We start from the raw sequence: 15,880 nt of genomic DNA on the forward strand, positions 1-15,880 counted from the left end.
GCCAACATCCGAGGACCAGATCATGACCGATCCCTTTGACAGCCGCAACGCCGTCGCCGCCGCCTGGTTCCGGACCCTGCGCGACCGCATCGTGGCGGCCTTCGAGGGGCTGGAGGACAGGTTTGCGACCGGCAAGCCGGGCCGCTTCGAGGTGACGCCGACCAGCCGCGCCGATGGCGGCGGCGGGATCATGAGCGTGATGCGCGGCGGCGCGGTATTCGAGAAGGTGGGCGTCAACTGGTCCGAGGTGCACGGGGTGCTGGGCGAAAAGGCGCAGCGCGCGATGGCCGCGCGTGGCGTGCCCGGCATGGACAGCGATCCGCGCTTCTGGGCCAGCGGCATCAGCCTCGTTGCCCATATGCAGAACCCGCATGCGCCGGCGGTCCACATGAACACCCGGATGTTCTGGACCCCCGGCGCCTGGTGGTTCGGTGGCGGGTCCGACCTCAACCCCTGCATCGAATATGCCGAGGACACCGCGCATTTCCATGCCGAGATGAAGAAGGCCTGCGATGCGCATTCCCCCGATTACTACCCGAAGTTCAAGGCCTGGGCGGACGAGTATTTCTTCATCCCGCATCGCGGCCGGGCGCGGGGCGTGGGCGGGATCTTCTATGACGATCTGAACACCGGCGACTGGCACCGCGACTTCGCCTTCACCCGGTCCGTGGGCGAGGCCTTCCTGCCCGCCTTCCTGCCCGTGACCGAACGCCGGGTCCAGACGCCCTGGACCGAGGCCGACCGCGAGGTGCAGTTGCAGCACCGTGGGCTCTATGCCGAATACAACCTGGTCTATGACCGGGGGACGAAGTTCGGGCTGGAAACCGGGCACGATGCAAACGCGGTTCTGATGAGCCTGCCGCCCGTGGCCAAGTGGTACTGAGGCAATGGCCGACATCACGGTGAAGGCGGCCTATGGGTCCGTCGTCGAGGACGAGGGGATGCTGTTCGTCGGCTTCGCAGCGGGCGAGGATGAGGCGGATGGCTATGTGCTGTTCCGGCAGCCGGTGGGCGGCGGACCGGTCTGGTTCGAGGCGAGCGACGAGACCTTCGGGGCCGAGGATGCCATCGAAAGCGTGGTCGCGGGGCCGAAGGGCTTCGAGGTGACGATCCGCGAGGGCAAGCGCGCGGCCTTCGGGTTTGCGGCGACGGTGGCGGTCAAGGTCGGGCCGGGCTGCGAGGACGGGGCCGAAGCGCTGGCGGCTTTGCACGGAATGCTCGGGGCGCTGTGGCGGGAATAGAAGGCCAAAAGTCTTCGAAGACTTTTGCAAATTCCTTCGAAGGAATTTGCCCTCTTACGGCTTCTGGTGTGAATGGCTCCACACCGCGTGGCGGATGCGTGCGGTCTTGTAGGCATCCAGCACCGCCATCGCCCAGACGAACAGGCCGCCCGCAATCTTCCCCACGAAGGACACCTCCGGGGCGGCGGTCTTGAGGGTGAAGGCCCCCAGCAGGATCGCAAAGCAGACGAAGATCAGCCCGCGCACCGGCTGGCGGTTCAGGACCTGACCGACGCCCGGCAGGAGGATCGCCACGACCAGGACGAGGTAGGGGTTCGGCGGCTGTTTCATCTGGGGTCCTTCAGGGCCAGCACATCCTTGCGGATCGCGGCCAGCCTGTCGAGCAGCGGCTCCAGCCGCGCGGGGGAAAGAGGGGTGCGCCCCATCTCGGCCTCGCGGAAGATCAGATAGCGGCCGCGGTCGGCCTCTTCGGCCAGGATCACGATGCGCAGGCCCCTGGGGGACAGGACCAGTTCCTTGACACGGGGGTCCTGGAACAGGTCGGCATGGCGCGCGATCAGGTCCGGCGTTGGGATGCGCCTCGCGTCATCGCTGTGGATGGCGATCTCTCCCGGCAACCCCGGCGGGGTAGGCAGCGACTGGGGCAGGGTGGCGAACCTGGTGAAGGGCTCGTTGCCCGAGGGGCGCGCCATGAGGTCCAGCGTGGCCTCCAGCGGCAGGGGTTCGACAAGCGTCACCATGACCCAAAGCGCAGGCAGCTTGCGGAAGGTCAGCGTGTCGGGGATCGCCTGAAGGTCGAAGGCAAGACCCGCGCGGCGACCGGTCATGCGGGGAAAGCCGGTGGGTTGCATCTGGCTTTCGCCGCCATCGAACAGGGGCTTCACGGCGTCGAAATAGGCGGCGCGGCTTTGCGTGCGGGCGCGGCTTTCGCGGATCAGGCGGAACGCCAGCCAGAGGCCGAGGGCGGCGAGGGCAAGACCAGGGGGGAGGAGAGGGGACATGGCAAAAGGCCCGCCCCTTCCGGGACGGGCCGCTGTCTTTCAATAGCCGCGCGGTTTCGGCCAGGGCATGGTGAACTGCGCCCCCCGGTTCACGAAGCGGTAGCGCCAGAAGTGGAACCACAAGGACACCACGATGTAGAAGCCGATCATCGCCACCAGCTGCGTACCGTAACCCAGGAACACCGCGAAGAAGGTCACGCCGCACAGCGTGAGCAGCGTGATCGCGGGCACCGGGTGGAACGGGTGCTCATAGCCGCGCTTGATCGTCTCCAGCGGCCACTTGCGGCGGAACAGGATGATGTTCAGCGGCATGAAGGTGTAGCCGAGGAGCCCCGACAGGATCGAGAAGGTGATGACCTGATCCAGCGGCGCGCCAAGGGCGAAGATCAGCGCGATGGGCACCAGGAAGACGATGGCCCGGTAGGGGGTGCGATAGCGCGGATGCACCGCGCCGAACCAGCCGGGCAGATACTTGTCGCGGCCCATGGCGAACCAGGCGCGGCTGGCGTCGTTGATGCAGCCGTTGGCAGAGGCGAGGGTGGCGAAGAGCGTGCCGAAGCCCAGAAGCCAGACAAGGCCGGTCGATCCCGAAAGCCGCGCGGCGTCGAACAGCGGGGCCACCGCCCCGTCCACGCCGTCGCCCAGATATTCCCAGGGCAGGATGCCCGAGCAGACATACCATGTCAGCGTGGCCGCGATCAGCAGCGTCATGATCCCGGCCAGCGTGCCGAACGGCAGCGCGCGGGCGGGAGAGCGGACTTCCTCGGCCGCCTGCGTGGTCCCCTCGATGCCCAGGTAATACCAGAGGCCGAAGTGCATGGCCGCCAGCACGCCGATCCAGCCATAGGGCAGTTCGTGGCCCTCGAACAGGTTGGCATGATCCATGATCCCGCCGCCGAGGACGCCGCTGGTGGACAGGAACAGGACGATGATGGCGCAGAAGGCCACGGCGGTGATGACGAGGTTGAAGGTCAGCGTCGCCAGCACGCCGCGATAGTTCAGCCAGGCCAGGAACATGATGACCAGGATGATGAAGGGCCGCTGGTCAAGTTCGCCCTCGTGCCCGGTCATCGAGGCCACGACCGAGAAGAGGTAACCCGCGGTGATCGCGTTCGCCGCCTCCAGCATCGTATAGGCGAAGACGAGGTAGAGGCCGACGTTGAACGCCATCAGCGGCCCGATGATGTGCTTGGCCTGGGTATATTGCCCGCCTGCGGAAGCGACCGTGGAGGTCACTTCGGAATCGATCATGGCGACGCAGGAATAGAGGATCCCCGCGAACCAGCAGGCGATCAGCGCGGCATAGGCGCCGCCCTTGCCGACCGAAAAGTTCCAGCCCATGTATTCGCCGACCAGCACGATGCCGACCCCCAGCGCCCAGACATGGGCCGGGCCAAGCACGCGCAAGAGGCCCACCTTGGTGCCATGCGGCCCCATGCCGTCCATGGTCTGCGAGGTGATGTCCACGTCAGCCATGATGTGCGCCTCCGGCCTTGTGCTGTTCGGCCAGGGCCTCGATCTCGCCCTCGCGCGAGGAGGTCAGAACCTCTTCCGAATAGGTCGAGTCGGTCTTCAGCCAGTCGAAGGCCATGTGCAGCCCCAACAGGGCCGAAAGCCCCCAGGCGCCGTATTCAAGCCAGTTCCACAGGTCCATGTCGGTCACTCCCCGAATTTTTCCGAGATGACCTCGCGGTATTCCACTTCGGAAAACCGCAGGATCAGGAAGTAGTAAAGCAGGATGACTGCAACCATCGTCAGCAGCGCCGCGACCGAGAAGCTGTAGTCGAACCGCGCAAGGATCAGGTCATGCGCGGTCTCGGGCGTATAGCCCAGCGCCTCGTATTTCGCGGCCTGCGCGGCGTTCTGGCCCAGGGCCTCCCAGGTCGCCTCGGTGGCGGGGTTGGTCACCGACTTTGCGGCACCCGCCATGTTCAGCCAAAGCGGCACGAACAAGGCGCCGATGGTCATCACGACCAGCACCACCACATCGATCAGCTGGCTGGCCTTGCCCTGTTTCGGAGGTTGGTAATGTGCCATCAGCGCCTCCCCCCGGTCTTCAGTCCTCGGGATTCGTCGAGGAACTTGATGTCGAGGCCGTACATGAAGTCGCGGTCCTCGCGGTAGTGCCGCAGCATCGCCAGGATGGCCGCAGTGTTGAAGATCAGGACGATGGTGCCGCCGATCAACAGCAGGGTTCGCGCCCCTCCCGTCGGCGCAAGGTCCCAGGTCGCTATGGCAACGAAGATCACGGCAAACCAGAGGCCGACCACGAACGCCCATGCCACCAGCACGTCGCGTTTGTGCATCGCCTCGATCCGCTGATTAAGGTCTCCCATACTACCTCCCTTGGGCGCTTGGCTTCTCCGTGCAACGCGGACCCGACGTTTCCCCGCACGGAAAATTTGTTTTCCACAGGGAAAGGCACCTGCGACAATCTGTCAAGAAAAACCGCACATGCCCAATCCTTGCGCAGCGATTTTCCCGGCCGGTGAAAATTGTTTCTTACCAGTTGATAGGCGGAAAAAGCGGTGCTAGCGTCATTTCAACCATGTGAAGGAGACTCACCATGTGCGGCATCGTTGGCCTGTTCCTGAAGGACCCGAAGCTGGAACCGCAGCTCGGTGCCATGCTGACGGACATGCTGATCACCATGACCGACCGCGGCCCCGACAGCGCGGGCATCGCGATCTACAGCGGGGCGAAGGACGGGTTGGGCAAGCTGACGATCCAGTCGGCGGACCCGGCGAAGGATTTCAAGGACCTGGACGGCGATCTGCATGAGGCCCTCGGCCAGCCCGTGACCATGAAGGTCAAGTCCACCCATGCGGTGCTGGAAGTGCCGCTCGACCAGATGGAGGCCGCCCGCTCGGCGCTTGCGCATCTGCGCCCTGGCGTGAAGGTGATGAGCACGGGGGATTGCATCGAGATCTTCAAGGAAGTCGGCCTGCCCAAGGACGTGGCCGCCCGGTTCGATCTGTCGAAGATGAGGGGCACCCATGGCATCGGCCATACCCGCATGGCCACCGAATCGGCCGTGACCACGATGGGCGCGCACCCGTTTTCCACCGGCGCGGACCAGTGCCTTGTCCACAACGGCAGCCTGTCGAACCACAACGGCGTCCGGCGCGAGCTGATCCGCAAGGGCATGACCTTCGAGACCCAGAACGACACCGAGGTCGCCGCCGCCTATGTCAGCCAGAAACTGAAGGAAGGCGAGGATCTGGGCAGGGCGCTGGAGGCGACGCTGACCGATCTCGACGGCTTCTTCACCTTCGTGGTCGGCACCCGGAACGGCTTCGGCGTCGTGCGCGACCCCATCGCCTGCAAGCCCGCCGTGATGGCCGAAACCGACCAGTATGTCGCCTTCGGCAGCGAATACCGGGCGCTGGTCAACCTGCCGGGGATCGAGGACGCCCGCGTCTGGGAACCGGAACCCGCCACTGTCTATTTCTGGGAGCGTTGAGAGAATGCAGACCTTCGACCTTGAACGCGAGGGCCTCCGCGCGCTCAATTCCTCGCTGCACGCCCTGAAGGGCCAGACCAACATGACGGCATGGGAGGTCATCAATCCCAAGGGCGCCCACGCGATCGCCGCCGGGGTGGACGCGCCGGTGGACATCACGGTGCGCGGCTCCACCGGCTATTACTGCGCGGGGATGAACAAGCAGGCGACGATCCGCATCAAGGGCTCGGCGGGCCCCGGCGTGGCCGAAAACATGATGAGCGGCACCGTCATCATCGACGGCGACGCCAGCCAGTATGCCGGGGCCACGGGCCGTGGCGGCCTTCTGGTCATCAAGGGCAATGCCTCCAGCCGCTGCGGCATCTCGATGAAGGGCATCGACATCGTGGTGCACGGCAACATCGGCCACATGTCGGCCTTCATGGCGCAGTCGGGGAACCTTGTGGTGCTGGGCGACGCGGGCGAGTCGCTGGGCGACTCGCTCTACGAGGCGCGGATCTTCGTGCGCGGCAAGGTCAAGTCGCTGGGTGCCGACTGCATCGAGAAGGAGATGCGGCCGGAACACCTCGCGCTGCTCGCCGACCTTCTGAAGCGCGGCGAGGCGGACGGCAAGGCCAGGCCCGAAGAGTTCAGGCGCTACGGCAGCGCCCGGAAACTGTACAATTTCAACATCGACAACGCATCGAGCTACTGATGCGCAACCGTTCTCTCAGCAGGCCGCAAATCTTTTCGAAAAGATTTGCAAGAGTTTTCGAAAACTCTTGCCCCAACCCAACCGCCGCGACAGGTGCCGAATGACCGATCTTCCCCGTACCCCGCCCCGTTTCTCGGCCACGTTCACCCCCGCGGTGAACGCCGAAATCCGCCGCGCGGCCGCCTCTGGCATCTACGACATCCGCGGCGGCGGCACGAAACGGCACCTGCCGCACTTCGATGACCTTCTGTTCCTCGGCGCCTCGATCAGCCGCTACCCGCTGGAAGGCTACCGCGAGAAATGCGCGACCGATGTCTGGCTCGGCACCCGCTTTGCGAAGAACCCGATCCACCTGGAAATCCCGATCACCATCGCCGGGATGAGCTTCGGCGCGCTGTCCGGCCCGGCGAAAGAGGCCCTGGGCCGGGGCGCGACCGCCGCCGGCACCTCGACCACCACCGGCGACGGCGGCATGACCGAGGAGGAACGCGGCCATTCCAGGACGCTGGTCTATCAGTATCTGCCCAGCCGCTACGGCATGAACCCCGACGACCTGCGTCGGGCGGACGCGATCGAGGTCGTGGTCGGCCAGGGCGCCAAGCCCGGCGGCGGGGGGATGCTGCTGGGCCAGAAGATCTCCGACCGCGTGGCGCAGATGCGCAACCTGCCCAAGGGGATCGACCAGCGCTCGGCCTGCCGTCACCCGGACTGGACCGGGCCGGACGATCTGGAGATCAAGATCCTCGAACTGCGCGAGATCACCGACTGGGAAAAGCCGATCTATGTGAAGGTCGGCGGCGCGCGGCCCTATTACGATACCGCCCTGGCCGTGAAGGCGGGCGCGGATGTGGTGGTGGTGGACGGGATGCAGGGCGGCACGGCGGCAACGCAGGATGTGTTCATCGAACATGTGGGCATGCCGATCCTGGCCTGCATTCCGCAGGCGGTGAAGGCGCTTCAGGACCTTGGGATGCACCGCAAGGTGCAGCTGATCGTCTCGGGCGGGATCCGGTCGGGCGCGGATGTGGCCAAGGCGCTGGCCCTGGGCGCGGATGCCGTGGCCATCGGCACGGCCGCGCTGATCGCACTGGGCGACAACGACCCGAAATGGGAGGAGGAATACCGCAAGCTCGGCACCACGGCGGATGCCTATGACGACTGGCACGAAGGCCGCGACCCGGCCGGGATCACCACGCAGGACCCCGAGCTCTATTCGCGCTTCGATCCCATCCTCGGCGGGCGCAGGCTGAAGAACTACCTCAAGGTAATGACGCTGGAAGCGCAGACCATCGCGCGGGCCTGCGGCAAGAGCCACCTGCACAATCTGGAACCCGAGGATCTGGTCTCGCTGACCATCGAGGCGGCGGCGATGGCGGGGGTTCCGCTGGCAGGCACCAACTGGATACCGGGACGGAACGGCGGCTGGTAAGGCCGCCGTTTCCACATCAACGATAGAAAAGACCAGGGAGCGACAAGATGGCGAAAGACCTTGCCAAATGGGCCAGGGAAAAGGGCGTCAAGTATTTCATGATCTCCTACACCGACCTGTTCGGTGGGCAGCGCGCGAAACTGGTGCCGACGCAGGCGATCAATGACATGGCGGTGGAAGGGGCGGGCTTCGCGGGCTTCGCGACCTGGCTGGACCTGACGCCCGCGCATCCCGACCTGATGGCGGTGCCGGACCCCGACAGCGTGATCCAGCTGCCATGGAAGAAAGAGGTCGCCTGGGTCGCCGCCCGCGCGACGATGGAGGAGAAGCTCGTCGATCAGGCCCCGCGCAACGTGCTGGAACGCCTGGTCGGCGAGGCCGCGAAAGAGGGGCTGCGGGTCAAGACCGGGGTGGAGCCCGAGTTCTTCATCCTGAACGCCGACGGCTCGGGGCCGTCCGACATCTACGACACCGCCGAGAAGCCCTGCTACGACCAGCAGGCGGTGATGCGGCGCTATGACGTGATCTCGGAAATCTGCGACTACATGCTGGAGCTGGGCTGGGAGCCCTACCAGAACGACCACGAGGACGCGATCGGCCAGTTCGAGATGAACTGGAAATACGATGACGTGCTGGCCACGGCGGACAAGCATTCCTTCTTCAAGTTCATGGTCAAGTCGGTGGCCGAAAAACACGGCTTCCGCGCCACCTTCATGCCCAAGCCCTTCAAGGGGCTGACCGGCTCGGGCTGCCACGCGCATATCTCGGTCTGGTCGCTGGACGGCAGGAAGAACGCCTTTGCCGATCCGAAGAAGGAGCTGGGCCTGTCGGATCAGGGGCGGCACTTCCTGGGCGGGATCATGAAGCACGCCTCGGCGCTGGCGGCGATCACCAATCCCACGGTGAACAGCTACAAGCGGATCAATGCGCCGCGGACGACCTCGGGCGCGACCTGGGCGCCGAACACCGTGACCTGGACCGGCAACAACCGGACCCACATGGTCCGCGTGCCGGGGCCGGGGCGGTTCGAGCTGCGGCTGCCTGATGGGGCGGCCAACCCCTACCTGATGCAGGCGGTGATCCTGGCGGCCGGGCTGGACGGGATGCGGACCAAGGCGGATCCGGGCAAGCGGCACGACATCGACATGTATGCCGAGGGCTGGAAGGTGAAGGGGGCGCCGAAGCTGCCCTTGAACCTGCTGGACGCGCTGCGGGCGTATGACCGGGACCGCACCCTGAAGGCGATGATGGGTGAAGAGTTCAGCGCGGCCTACCTGAAGCTGAAGCACAAGGAATGGAACGACTACTGTTCCCATTTCTCGGCCTGGGAGACCCAGACGACGCTGGATATCTGAGGGCGCGCCGCGCGTGGCGCGGTTTTCGAGGCCAGCGAAATCAATGGGTTGCCTGTGGGCATTTACCAACGGTTAAGACCCTGGCGGCGCGGCTTCGCCCCTGCCCAGCGACTTGGCTTGCCTGACCTGAGCCCCCGACTTGCCCCGGAGCGATCCGGGGCTTTTCTTCTGCGCAACGGAGGAGCTCGTCGGCGACTTCGTCCCTCCTCGCGGGCCCACCGACGAGAAGCCGAAGGCGCACGAGAAGGCCCCGGTCATTCCAGCGGCGTCTCCGGCGCGGCGATGTGGACGGCCAGCAGGCAGCCGGTCGGAGTGTGGGAATTGTGTTCCGTCCCGTCGCGGTAGAACACCATGTCGCCTGCGCGCAGCACGGTGCCGTCGCTTTCGATCAGTTCGCCTTCCAGGATCAGGAACTGTTCGTGCCCGTTGTGGCGATGCCCGCGCGTCGTCATGCCGGGGGGCATCCGGTAGATGTGAAAGCCGGTTCCAAGCGGGCGGTCGTCGTCCAGTTGCAGCACCGCATCCCCCAGCGCCACGCCGTCCGGGTAGACGAACGGCGTGAAGCTGGCCTGATGGATGTTGGCGATCCGGCGGTCCTTCGGGTCGATGGGCTGCATCGCGGGCTCCGTTCTTTTGCCTGAAGGTGAAATTTCTTGACCCAGGTCAAGGCTCAGGCGACGCTTTGATGATTGATGAATCCCGAGGACAATCACAAGGGGAAGACCGATGACCAGCAAGATTCTCTGCCCGACCGACGGGTCCGATCACGCGACAACGGGCGTCCTGCTTGCGGCGGAATTCGCCAAGGCGACCGGTGCCCATCTGACGATCTGCGCGGTCAACATCGCCCATGGCGGCATGCGCGGCCCGACGATCAGCCACTGGAGGCCGGAGGAGGTTCAGAAACTACTGGCCGATGCCGAGGCCCTGGCGAAAGCCGAAGGTGCGACGGATGTGGGCACGCTGGAAGTCGTCGCCCGCGAGGCCGCCCCGGCGATCATCGCCTATGCCGAGCAGAACGGCTACACCCACATCGTCATGGGCACCGGCGACAAGCGCGGATTGCAGCGGCTGGTGCTGGGCTCGGTGGCCGGCGAAGTCGCCTCCCGCGCGCATTGCACCGTGACCATTGCCCGCTGACACCGCATCTGCATAAACTTCGTGCAAGGGTTGCAAGTCCCGACCCCGGCGCCCCGCGTGCCGGGGTCCGTCTTGTTTACCGGCAGGAAGAAGATTTGACACAGGCGCAAAATTGCCCCTAGGCTTACCAAAAACCGGCGCCCCTGTGGCCGCCACGAATCCAGCATGCGGAGGTTGACCATGAAGAAAAGAGTTGCCGTCATCGGAGCGGGGCCGTCCGGCCTTGCGCAGCTGCGCGCGTTCCAGTCGGCGAAAGCGAAGGGCGAGGACATCCCCGAGGTCGTCTGTTTCGAGAAGCAGTCGAACTGGGGGGGCCTTTGGAATTACACCTGGCGCACGGGCCTGGATGAACACGGCGAGCCGGTGCATTGCAGCATGTATCGCTATCTGTGGTCGAACGGCCCGAAAGAGGGGCTGGAATTCGCCGACTATTCCTTCGAGGAGCATTTCGGCAAGCAGATCGCCAGCTACCCGCCGCGCGCCGTGCTGTTCGACTATATCGAGGGCCGGGTGAAGAAGGCGGGCGTGCGCGACTGGATCCGCTTCTCGACCACGATCCGCATGGTCAACTACAATGCGGACAAGGGCAACTTCACCGTCACAGCGCATGACCTGATTGACGACCGGATGTATTCCGAGGAGTTCGACAACGTGGTCGTGGCCACCGGCCACTTCAGCGTGCCGAACGTCCCGGAATACCCCGGTTTCGACAAGTTCAACGGCCGCGTCCTGCACGCCCACGATTTCCGCGACGCGCGCGAATTCGCGGGCAAGGACATCCTGCTTCTGGGCTCCAGCTATTCGGCCGAGGACATCGGCAGCCAGTGCTGGAAATACGGCGCCAAGTCGGTGACCGTGGCTTATCGTCACGCGCCGATGGGCTACAACTGGCCGGAGAACTTCAAGGAAGTGCCAAAGCTGGAGCGGGTGGACGAGACCACCGCCTATTTCGCGGACGGAAGCTCGAAGAAGGTGGATGCGATCATCCTGTGCACCGGCTACAAGCACCATTTCCCCTTCCTGCCCGATGACCTGCGGCTGAAGACGGCGAACCGGCTGGCGACGGCGGACCTGTACAAGGGGGTGGTCTGGGTCCACAACCCGAAGCTGTTCTACATCGGGATGCAGGACCAGTGGTTCACCTTCAACATGTTCGACGCCCAGGCCTGGTGGGTGCGCGACGCGATCATGGGCAAGATCAGGATCCCCGAGGACAAGGCAGTGCTGCTGAAGGATGTCGAGGACCGGGTCGCGGCCGAGGATGCGGGCAAGGATGCCCATGACGCGATCCACTATCAGGGCGACTACGTGAAGGAGCTGATCGCCGAGACGGACTATCCCTCCTTCGACGTGGACGGCGCCTGCGAGGCCTTCTTCGAATGGAAAGAGCACAAGAAGCAGGACATCATGGCCTTCCGCGACAACGCCTACAAGTCGGTCATCACCGGCACGATGGCGCCGGTCCACCACACGCCCTGGAAGGACGCGCTGGAGGATTCGATGGAAAGCTATCTGCGCAACTGACCTGACCGTCGGCAAGGCGCGAAGGCCCCGGCATCGTCCGGGGCCTTTGCTTTCCGCAAGACAGACTGTGCCGAATTTTCACGCAGATCCCGGCCGGAAAGCGTAGCGATTGACCATGAAACATCGAATGCCGCCCTTGTCTTGAAAGAAAGTTGCCGCACGCGACAATTTCTGGGTCGGGGCGCGACTTGCTGCGTCTAGGCTGGGCGCAAATCCTCCGGTCGAACAGGGGGAAGCGGACCAGCTGGGGAGAGACAACATGGAAGAACAGATTGCCGCCCTTGCGGCGGAGCTTGCCGCAGTGAAGGACGCGACGGCAGGCTTGAACCGGACCGCCGCCGAAACATTCTACTACGTCACCATCCCGTTGATGGTGCTGATCCACGCCGGGTTCCTGTCCTACGAGATGGGAGCCTCGCGCGCCAAGAATGCGCTGGCTTCGGGAATCAAGAACATCCTCGCCTTCGCCTTCATCATCCCGACCTTCTACTATGCGGGCTGGTTCATCTACTGGGCCTTCCCGACCGGGTTCAGCACATCGCCGGGGCCGGCCGGGATCTCGGGCTGGGACTATGCGGTGGGCGCGGCAAGCCCCGTCGGGTCGGTCATGGGGCCAAGCGTGGCCGACAGCGCGACCGGCGTCTTCTTCGGCGCCTTCGCGATGTTCGCGGCCACCACCGCCAGCATCATGTCCGGCAGCCTGATCGAGCGGATCCAGATTGTCGGCTTCACGATCCTTGCCATCGTGCTGGGCAGCTTCGTCTGGATCCTGGGCGCGGCCTGGGGCTGGCATGCGGACGGCTGGCTGGTGACAAGCCTCGGCTACCACGATTTCGGCGCCTCGGGCGTGGTGCATGCCATCGCGGGCTTCTTCACGCTGGGGGTTCTGATCAACCTCGGCGCGCGGGTGGGCAAGTTCAACCCGGACGGGACGGCCAATTCGATCCCCGGCCATTCGCTGCCGGCGACGCTGGTGGGCCTCATGCTGATCATCGCGGGCTTCTGGGGCTTTCTGATGGCCTGCGTCATCTTTCCGGGAGAGCCCTGGTCCTGGGGCACGGGCATCTTTGCCACCATCTACGGCACCCCCGTCACCCTGTCGGCGATGACCTTCAACATCCTGATGGGCTTTGCCGGAGGCGCGATCGCGGCCTGGGTGATGACGCATGATCCATTCTGGATGATGTCCGGCGCGCTGGGTGGGATCATCTCGGTCGCGGCGGGGCTGGACCTCTACTGGCCGCCGATGGCCTTCGTCATCGCCGCCATCGGGGGCGTCATCATGCCGCTGGCCTCGCGCTATGTCGAACGGCGGCGGATCGACGACGCGGTGGGTGCGGTGGCGCTGCACGGGGTGGTCGGGGTCTGGGGCGTGCTGGCCGTGGGCATCTTCGCCAGCGGCTATCCGGCGCTGACCTCAGACGGCGCGCCGGTGATCACGCTGGTTGGCCAGCTGGGCGGCGCGGTGGTGATGGTGCTGCTGGGTTTCGTGCCGGGCTATGCGGTCTCGCTGCTGCTGAAGCGGTTCGGCCTCTTGCGCGTGCCGAAAGAGGCCGAGCTGCTGGGCCTCGACAAGGTGAAGGTTCCGGCCGTCGCCTATCCCGAAATCCTGGGCGAACCGGCACGCGGGCCGGTGACCCCGGCGCAATGACGAAAGGAGAACGGATATGATCGGAACCGACATCACCGGCTGGGACGCGGTCGAGGGCGCCTATTACGCCGGCATGGGCAGTGAAGCGCTCTGGCTGGCCCTTTCGATAGCACTGTGCGTGGCGGCGCTGGTCTTGGGGGCGCGCCACGAAAAGGCCGCCTACCGCAAGTCCGGCTGACCGGGCGCAGCACGACAGACTGATACAGGGGCTCCGGTCAACCGGAGCCCCTGCGCGTTCCGGCTTCTCTGCGAATGAATGCGGTGTCGGGGAAACAAATTTTCGCCCTGATAAAATTCTTCTCGCCAAACGCCATGTTCCATGCTTACTTTTGCGGCAACTGGTCTCGGACGCAAGGCGCTCTGACCAGGATGAAACGGCGACGGATCAAGGAGAAGCCTCCGGGCCACTGCGGCGAAAGTTCACATCTCATCCGATAAGCCATCCATCGCGGTGCGGACCGGCCCCGTTTCTTGCCAGCCTCAGGATACTGGCTTCGGTTCGCCCCGTCCAACAGGAGTGAGGGAATGACGACTGAAACTGGATCGGGCCAGATGGTCCGGGCGTTGACGTGGAAGGGCGCCTTCTGGGTTGCGGCGGGGGTTCCGCCCCTGGTGCTGTTCTCCATCGGCGGGATCGCGGGGACGACGGGCAAGGTTGCCTTCGTGGTCTGGATCGTCTCGATGGTGATGGGGTTCCTGCAAAGCTTCACCTATGCCGAGATGGCGGGGATGTTCGGCAACAAGTCGGGCGGGACGAGCGTTTACGGCGCGACGGCCTGGCTGCGCTATGGCAAGCTGATCGCGCCCCTGTCGGTCTGGTGCAACTGGTTCGCCTGGACGCCCGTGCTGTCGCTCGGCTGCGCCATCGCGGCGGGCTATATCCTGAACGCGCTGTTCCCGATCCCGCTGGCGGACAGCCAGCCGGTGCTGGACTGGGTGACGGCGAACCTGGCGAACTATACCGCCGAGACGCCGTCGGTCGTGCAGTACATGGCCGACAATGCCGGGGTGACGGCAGAGGCGGCGATCGAGGCCGTGGCCTCGGCCGATGCGGTCAGCGCGCTGACGCCCTGGTTCCGGGTCTACGAGGCGTTCCAGATCTCCATCCCGGGCCTCGGCACGCTGCATTTCAACTCGACCTTCATCATCGGCGTGATCCTGATGCTGCTGATCCTGGCGATCCAGGAGCGCGGCATCGCCAACACGGCCAATGCGCAGAAATGGCTGGCGATCATCGTGCTGACGCCGCTCTTGCTCGTGGGCCTGGTGCCGCTGCTGACCGGGGCGATCGACTGGATGAACGTCACCAACATCGTCCCCCCCACGGCGGCCTATTCCGGCGTGGACGGGGAATGGAACCTGGGCGGCTGGACGCTGGTCCTGGGCGGCCTTTACATCGCGGCCTGGTCCACCTACGGCTTCGAGACGGCGGTCTGCTATACCCGCGAGCTGAAGGACCCCAAGCGCGACACCTTCCGGGCGATCTTCTATTCCGGCCTGTTGTGCATGGTGTTCTTCTTCCTGATCCCCTTCTCGTTTCAGGGGGTTCTGGGGCAAGAGGGGATGCTTGCCCCCGAAATCGTGGACGGCACCGGGATCGGCGAGGCGCTGGGCAACATGATCGGCGGCGGGCCGGTCGTCACCCAGATCTTCGTGATCCTGATGATCATGGCGCTGTTCCTGGCGATCATGACCGCGATGGCGGGCTCGTCGCGGACGCTCTACCAGGGCTCGCGCGATGGCTGGCTGCCGGTTTACCTGTCCAAGCTGAACGACCATGGCGTGCCGCGCCGGGCGATGTGGACGGACGTGGCCTTCAACGTGTTCCTGCTGGCGCTGGCCTCGGATGCGGGCGGGTATTTCTACGTTCTCGCCATCTCGAACGTCGGCTACATCCTGTTCAACTTCCTGAACCTGAATGCCGGCTGGATCCACCGCATCGACAACGCGCATATGGAGCGGCCCTGGAAGGCGCCGACCTGGCTGATCGGGCTGAACACGGTGCTTGCCTTCGTCAATGCGCTGTTCCTCGGCGCCGGTGCAAAGGTCTGGGGCTACGAGAACGCGCTGTGGTCCGGCCTGATCTTCGCGGCCTTCATCTTCCCGGTGTTCTGGTATCGCCACTATCTGGTGGACGGCGGCAAGTTCCCGAAGGAAGCCTATGAGGACCTGGGCCTGCCCTATGGCGAGATGGGCCAAAGGAGGGCTGGGATGCTGCCCTATCTGGCGCTGGCGGCCGGGGCCGTGGTCGTTCTCTGGGCCAACTGGTTCTTCGTCCTGCCTGCCTGAACCGGGTAAGCCATTCTCGGGAAAGGCCGCCCCGCACGGGCGGCCTTTTTCTTGAGCGAATGTTTTCTGCCAAGAAAGATTGTTGCACTTCAT

18 protein-coding genes are annotated in these 15,880 nt (G+C 64.9%); 11 read left to right on the top strand and 7 right to left on the bottom strand.

Annotated features, from left to right (window positions below; genetic code table 11):
* The first annotated feature begins 22 nt into the window (after positions 1-22).
* Together hemF and G8O29_RS05590 are read left to right on the top strand one after the other, a co-directional pair.
* The gene (hemF, locus tag G8O29_RS05585) at positions 23-883 is read left to right on the top strand and encodes an oxygen-dependent coproporphyrinogen oxidase (protein ID WP_166402258.1); all 861 of its coding nucleotides are present in this window, start codon (positions 23-25) and stop codon (positions 881-883) included.
* Positions 884-887: 4 nt separating this feature from the next.
* Positions 888-1,241 (top strand): hypothetical protein, encoded by a 354-nt coding sequence (locus G8O29_RS05590; protein ID WP_166402259.1) that lies wholly within the window; start codon positions 888-890, stop codon positions 1,239-1,241.
* Positions 1,242-1,295: 54 nt separating this feature from the next.
* Here G8O29_RS05590 and G8O29_RS05595 read toward each other — a convergent pair whose 3' ends face one another.
* Genes G8O29_RS05595 through G8O29_RS05620 form a run of 6 tightly spaced genes read right to left on the bottom strand, consistent with a single transcriptional unit; the run spans position 1,296 to position 4,578 of the window.
* Positions 1,296-1,571: a hypothetical protein gene (locus G8O29_RS05595; protein ID WP_166402260.1), complete on the bottom strand. Its 276-nt coding sequence runs from the start codon at positions 1,569-1,571 to the stop codon at positions 1,296-1,298.
* Complete coding sequence (locus G8O29_RS05600) at positions 1,568-2,242, bottom strand: hypothetical protein (RefSeq protein WP_166402261.1); 675 nt, start codon at positions 2,240-2,242, stop codon at positions 1,568-1,570. The genes G8O29_RS05595 and G8O29_RS05600 overlap by 4 nt, the downstream gene beginning before the upstream one ends.
* Before the next feature lie 39 nt (positions 2,243-2,281).
* Positions 2,282-3,718, bottom strand: coding sequence for an APC family permease (locus G8O29_RS05605; RefSeq protein ID WP_242678915.1), 1,437 nt, complete (start codon positions 3,716-3,718; stop codon positions 2,282-2,284).
* Positions 3,711-3,896 carry a hypothetical protein gene (locus G8O29_RS05610; RefSeq protein ID WP_166402444.1) on the bottom strand — a complete coding sequence of 62 codons (186 nt, stop codon included), beginning with the start codon at positions 3,894-3,896 and terminating at the stop codon, positions 3,711-3,713. Before G8O29_RS05610 ends, G8O29_RS05605 begins: the two co-directional genes overlap by 8 nt.
* Before the next feature lie 5 nt (positions 3,897-3,901).
* Positions 3,902-4,279, bottom strand: a complete 378-nt coding sequence (locus tag G8O29_RS05615; protein WP_166402262.1) for a hypothetical protein — start codon at positions 4,277-4,279, stop codon at positions 3,902-3,904.
* Positions 4,279-4,578, bottom strand: coding sequence for a hypothetical protein (locus G8O29_RS05620; RefSeq protein ID WP_242678917.1), 300 nt, complete (start codon positions 4,576-4,578; stop codon positions 4,279-4,281). The genes G8O29_RS05615 and G8O29_RS05620 overlap by 1 nt, the downstream gene beginning before the upstream one ends.
* A gap of 230 nt (positions 4,579-4,808) precedes the next feature.
* Here G8O29_RS05620 and G8O29_RS05625 point away from each other — a divergent pair, with 230 nt between their 5' ends.
* The 4 genes from G8O29_RS05625 (at position 4,809) to glnT (ending at position 9,183) form a co-directional block, all read left to right on the top strand.
* Positions 4,809-5,705, top strand: a complete 897-nt coding sequence (locus G8O29_RS05625) for a class II glutamine amidotransferase (RefSeq protein ID WP_166402263.1) — start codon at positions 4,809-4,811, stop codon at positions 5,703-5,705.
* A gap of 4 nt (positions 5,706-5,709) precedes the next feature.
* Positions 5,710-6,399, top strand: a complete 690-nt coding sequence (locus G8O29_RS05630; RefSeq protein WP_166402264.1) for a GltB/FmdC/FwdC-like GXGXG domain-containing protein — start codon at positions 5,710-5,712, stop codon at positions 6,397-6,399.
* Positions 6,400-6,499: 100 nt separating this feature from the next.
* On the top strand, positions 6,500-7,828 hold the full coding sequence (locus G8O29_RS05635) for an FMN-binding glutamate synthase family protein (protein WP_166402265.1): 1,329 nt from the start codon (positions 6,500-6,502) through the stop codon (positions 7,826-7,828).
* Positions 7,829-7,875: 47 nt separating this feature from the next.
* Positions 7,876-9,183 carry a type III glutamate--ammonia ligase gene (glnT, locus tag G8O29_RS05640; RefSeq protein ID WP_166402266.1) on the top strand — a complete coding sequence of 436 codons (1,308 nt, stop codon included), beginning with the start codon at positions 7,876-7,878 and terminating at the stop codon, positions 9,181-9,183.
* Between the two features lie 254 nt (positions 9,184-9,437).
* Here glnT and G8O29_RS05645 read toward each other — a convergent pair whose 3' ends face one another.
* A complete protein-coding gene (locus G8O29_RS05645) occupies positions 9,438-9,800 on the bottom strand; it encodes a cupin domain-containing protein (RefSeq protein ID WP_149076108.1) in 363 nt (120 codons plus the stop codon).
* Between the two features lie 109 nt (positions 9,801-9,909).
* Between G8O29_RS05645 and G8O29_RS05650 the strand changes: the two genes are divergently transcribed.
* From G8O29_RS05650 to G8O29_RS05670, 5 genes are all read left to right on the top strand, one after another.
* Positions 9,910-10,323, top strand: coding sequence for a universal stress protein (locus G8O29_RS05650; RefSeq protein ID WP_166402267.1), 414 nt, complete (start codon positions 9,910-9,912; stop codon positions 10,321-10,323).
* A gap of 180 nt (positions 10,324-10,503) precedes the next feature.
* Positions 10,504-11,847, top strand: a complete 1,344-nt coding sequence (locus G8O29_RS05655) for a trimethylamine monooxygenase (protein WP_166402268.1) — start codon at positions 10,504-10,506, stop codon at positions 11,845-11,847.
* Positions 11,848-12,106: 259 nt separating this feature from the next.
* Positions 12,107-13,498: an ammonium transporter gene (locus G8O29_RS05660; RefSeq protein WP_166402269.1), complete on the top strand. Its 1,392-nt coding sequence runs from the start codon at positions 12,107-12,109 to the stop codon at positions 13,496-13,498.
* Between the two features lie 16 nt (positions 13,499-13,514).
* Complete coding sequence (locus tag G8O29_RS05665) at positions 13,515-13,676, top strand: hypothetical protein (RefSeq protein WP_166402270.1); 162 nt, start codon at positions 13,515-13,517, stop codon at positions 13,674-13,676.
* 347 nt (positions 13,677-14,023) lie between these two features.
* Positions 14,024-15,787: a trimethylamine N-oxide permease gene (locus G8O29_RS05670; RefSeq protein ID WP_166402271.1), complete on the top strand. Its 1,764-nt coding sequence runs from the start codon at positions 14,024-14,026 to the stop codon at positions 15,785-15,787.
* Positions 15,788-15,880: the final 93 nt, after the last annotated feature.

It is taken from the genome of Rhodobacter calidifons, assembly GCF_011174775.1.
GTDB lineage: Bacteria > Pseudomonadota > Alphaproteobacteria > Rhodobacterales > Rhodobacteraceae > Tabrizicola > Tabrizicola calidifons.

Coding starts and splice junctions, on each gene's coding strand:
- hemF (WP_166402258.1), top strand. CDS start 23: ATGACCGATCCCTTTGACAGCCGCAACGCCGTCGCCGCCGCCTGGTTC.
- G8O29_RS05590 (WP_166402259.1), top strand. CDS start 888: ATGGCCGACATCACGGTGAAGGCGGCCTATGGGTCCGTCGTCGAGGAC.
- G8O29_RS05595 (WP_166402260.1), bottom strand. CDS start 1,571: ATGAAACAGCCGCCGAACCCCTACCTCGTCCTGGTCGTGGCGATCCTC.
- G8O29_RS05600 (WP_166402261.1), bottom strand. CDS start 2,242: ATGTCCCCTCTCCTCCCCCCTGGTCTTGCCCTCGCCGCCCTCGGCCTC.
- G8O29_RS05605 (WP_242678915.1), bottom strand. CDS start 3,718: ATGGCTGACGTGGACATCACCTCGCAGACCATGGACGGCATGGGGCCG.
- G8O29_RS05610 (WP_166402444.1), bottom strand. CDS start 3,896: ATGGACCTGTGGAACTGGCTTGAATACGGCGCCTGGGGGCTTTCGGCC.
- G8O29_RS05615 (WP_166402262.1), bottom strand. CDS start 4,279: ATGGCACATTACCAACCTCCGAAACAGGGCAAGGCCAGCCAGCTGATC.
- G8O29_RS05620 (WP_242678917.1), bottom strand. CDS start 4,578: ATGGGAGACCTTAATCAGCGGATCGAGGCGATGCACAAACGCGACGTG.
- G8O29_RS05625 (WP_166402263.1), top strand. CDS start 4,809: ATGTGCGGCATCGTTGGCCTGTTCCTGAAGGACCCGAAGCTGGAACCG.
- G8O29_RS05630 (WP_166402264.1), top strand. CDS start 5,710: ATGCAGACCTTCGACCTTGAACGCGAGGGCCTCCGCGCGCTCAATTCC.
- G8O29_RS05635 (WP_166402265.1), top strand. CDS start 6,500: ATGACCGATCTTCCCCGTACCCCGCCCCGTTTCTCGGCCACGTTCACC.
- glnT (WP_166402266.1), top strand. CDS start 7,876: ATGGCGAAAGACCTTGCCAAATGGGCCAGGGAAAAGGGCGTCAAGTAT.
- G8O29_RS05645 (WP_149076108.1), bottom strand. CDS start 9,800: ATGCAGCCCATCGACCCGAAGGACCGCCGGATCGCCAACATCCATCAG.
- G8O29_RS05650 (WP_166402267.1), top strand. CDS start 9,910: ATGACCAGCAAGATTCTCTGCCCGACCGACGGGTCCGATCACGCGACA.
- G8O29_RS05655 (WP_166402268.1), top strand. CDS start 10,504: ATGAAGAAAAGAGTTGCCGTCATCGGAGCGGGGCCGTCCGGCCTTGCG.
- G8O29_RS05660 (WP_166402269.1), top strand. CDS start 12,107: ATGGAAGAACAGATTGCCGCCCTTGCGGCGGAGCTTGCCGCAGTGAAG.
- G8O29_RS05665 (WP_166402270.1), top strand. CDS start 13,515: ATGATCGGAACCGACATCACCGGCTGGGACGCGGTCGAGGGCGCCTAT.
- G8O29_RS05670 (WP_166402271.1), top strand. CDS start 14,024: ATGACGACTGAAACTGGATCGGGCCAGATGGTCCGGGCGTTGACGTGG.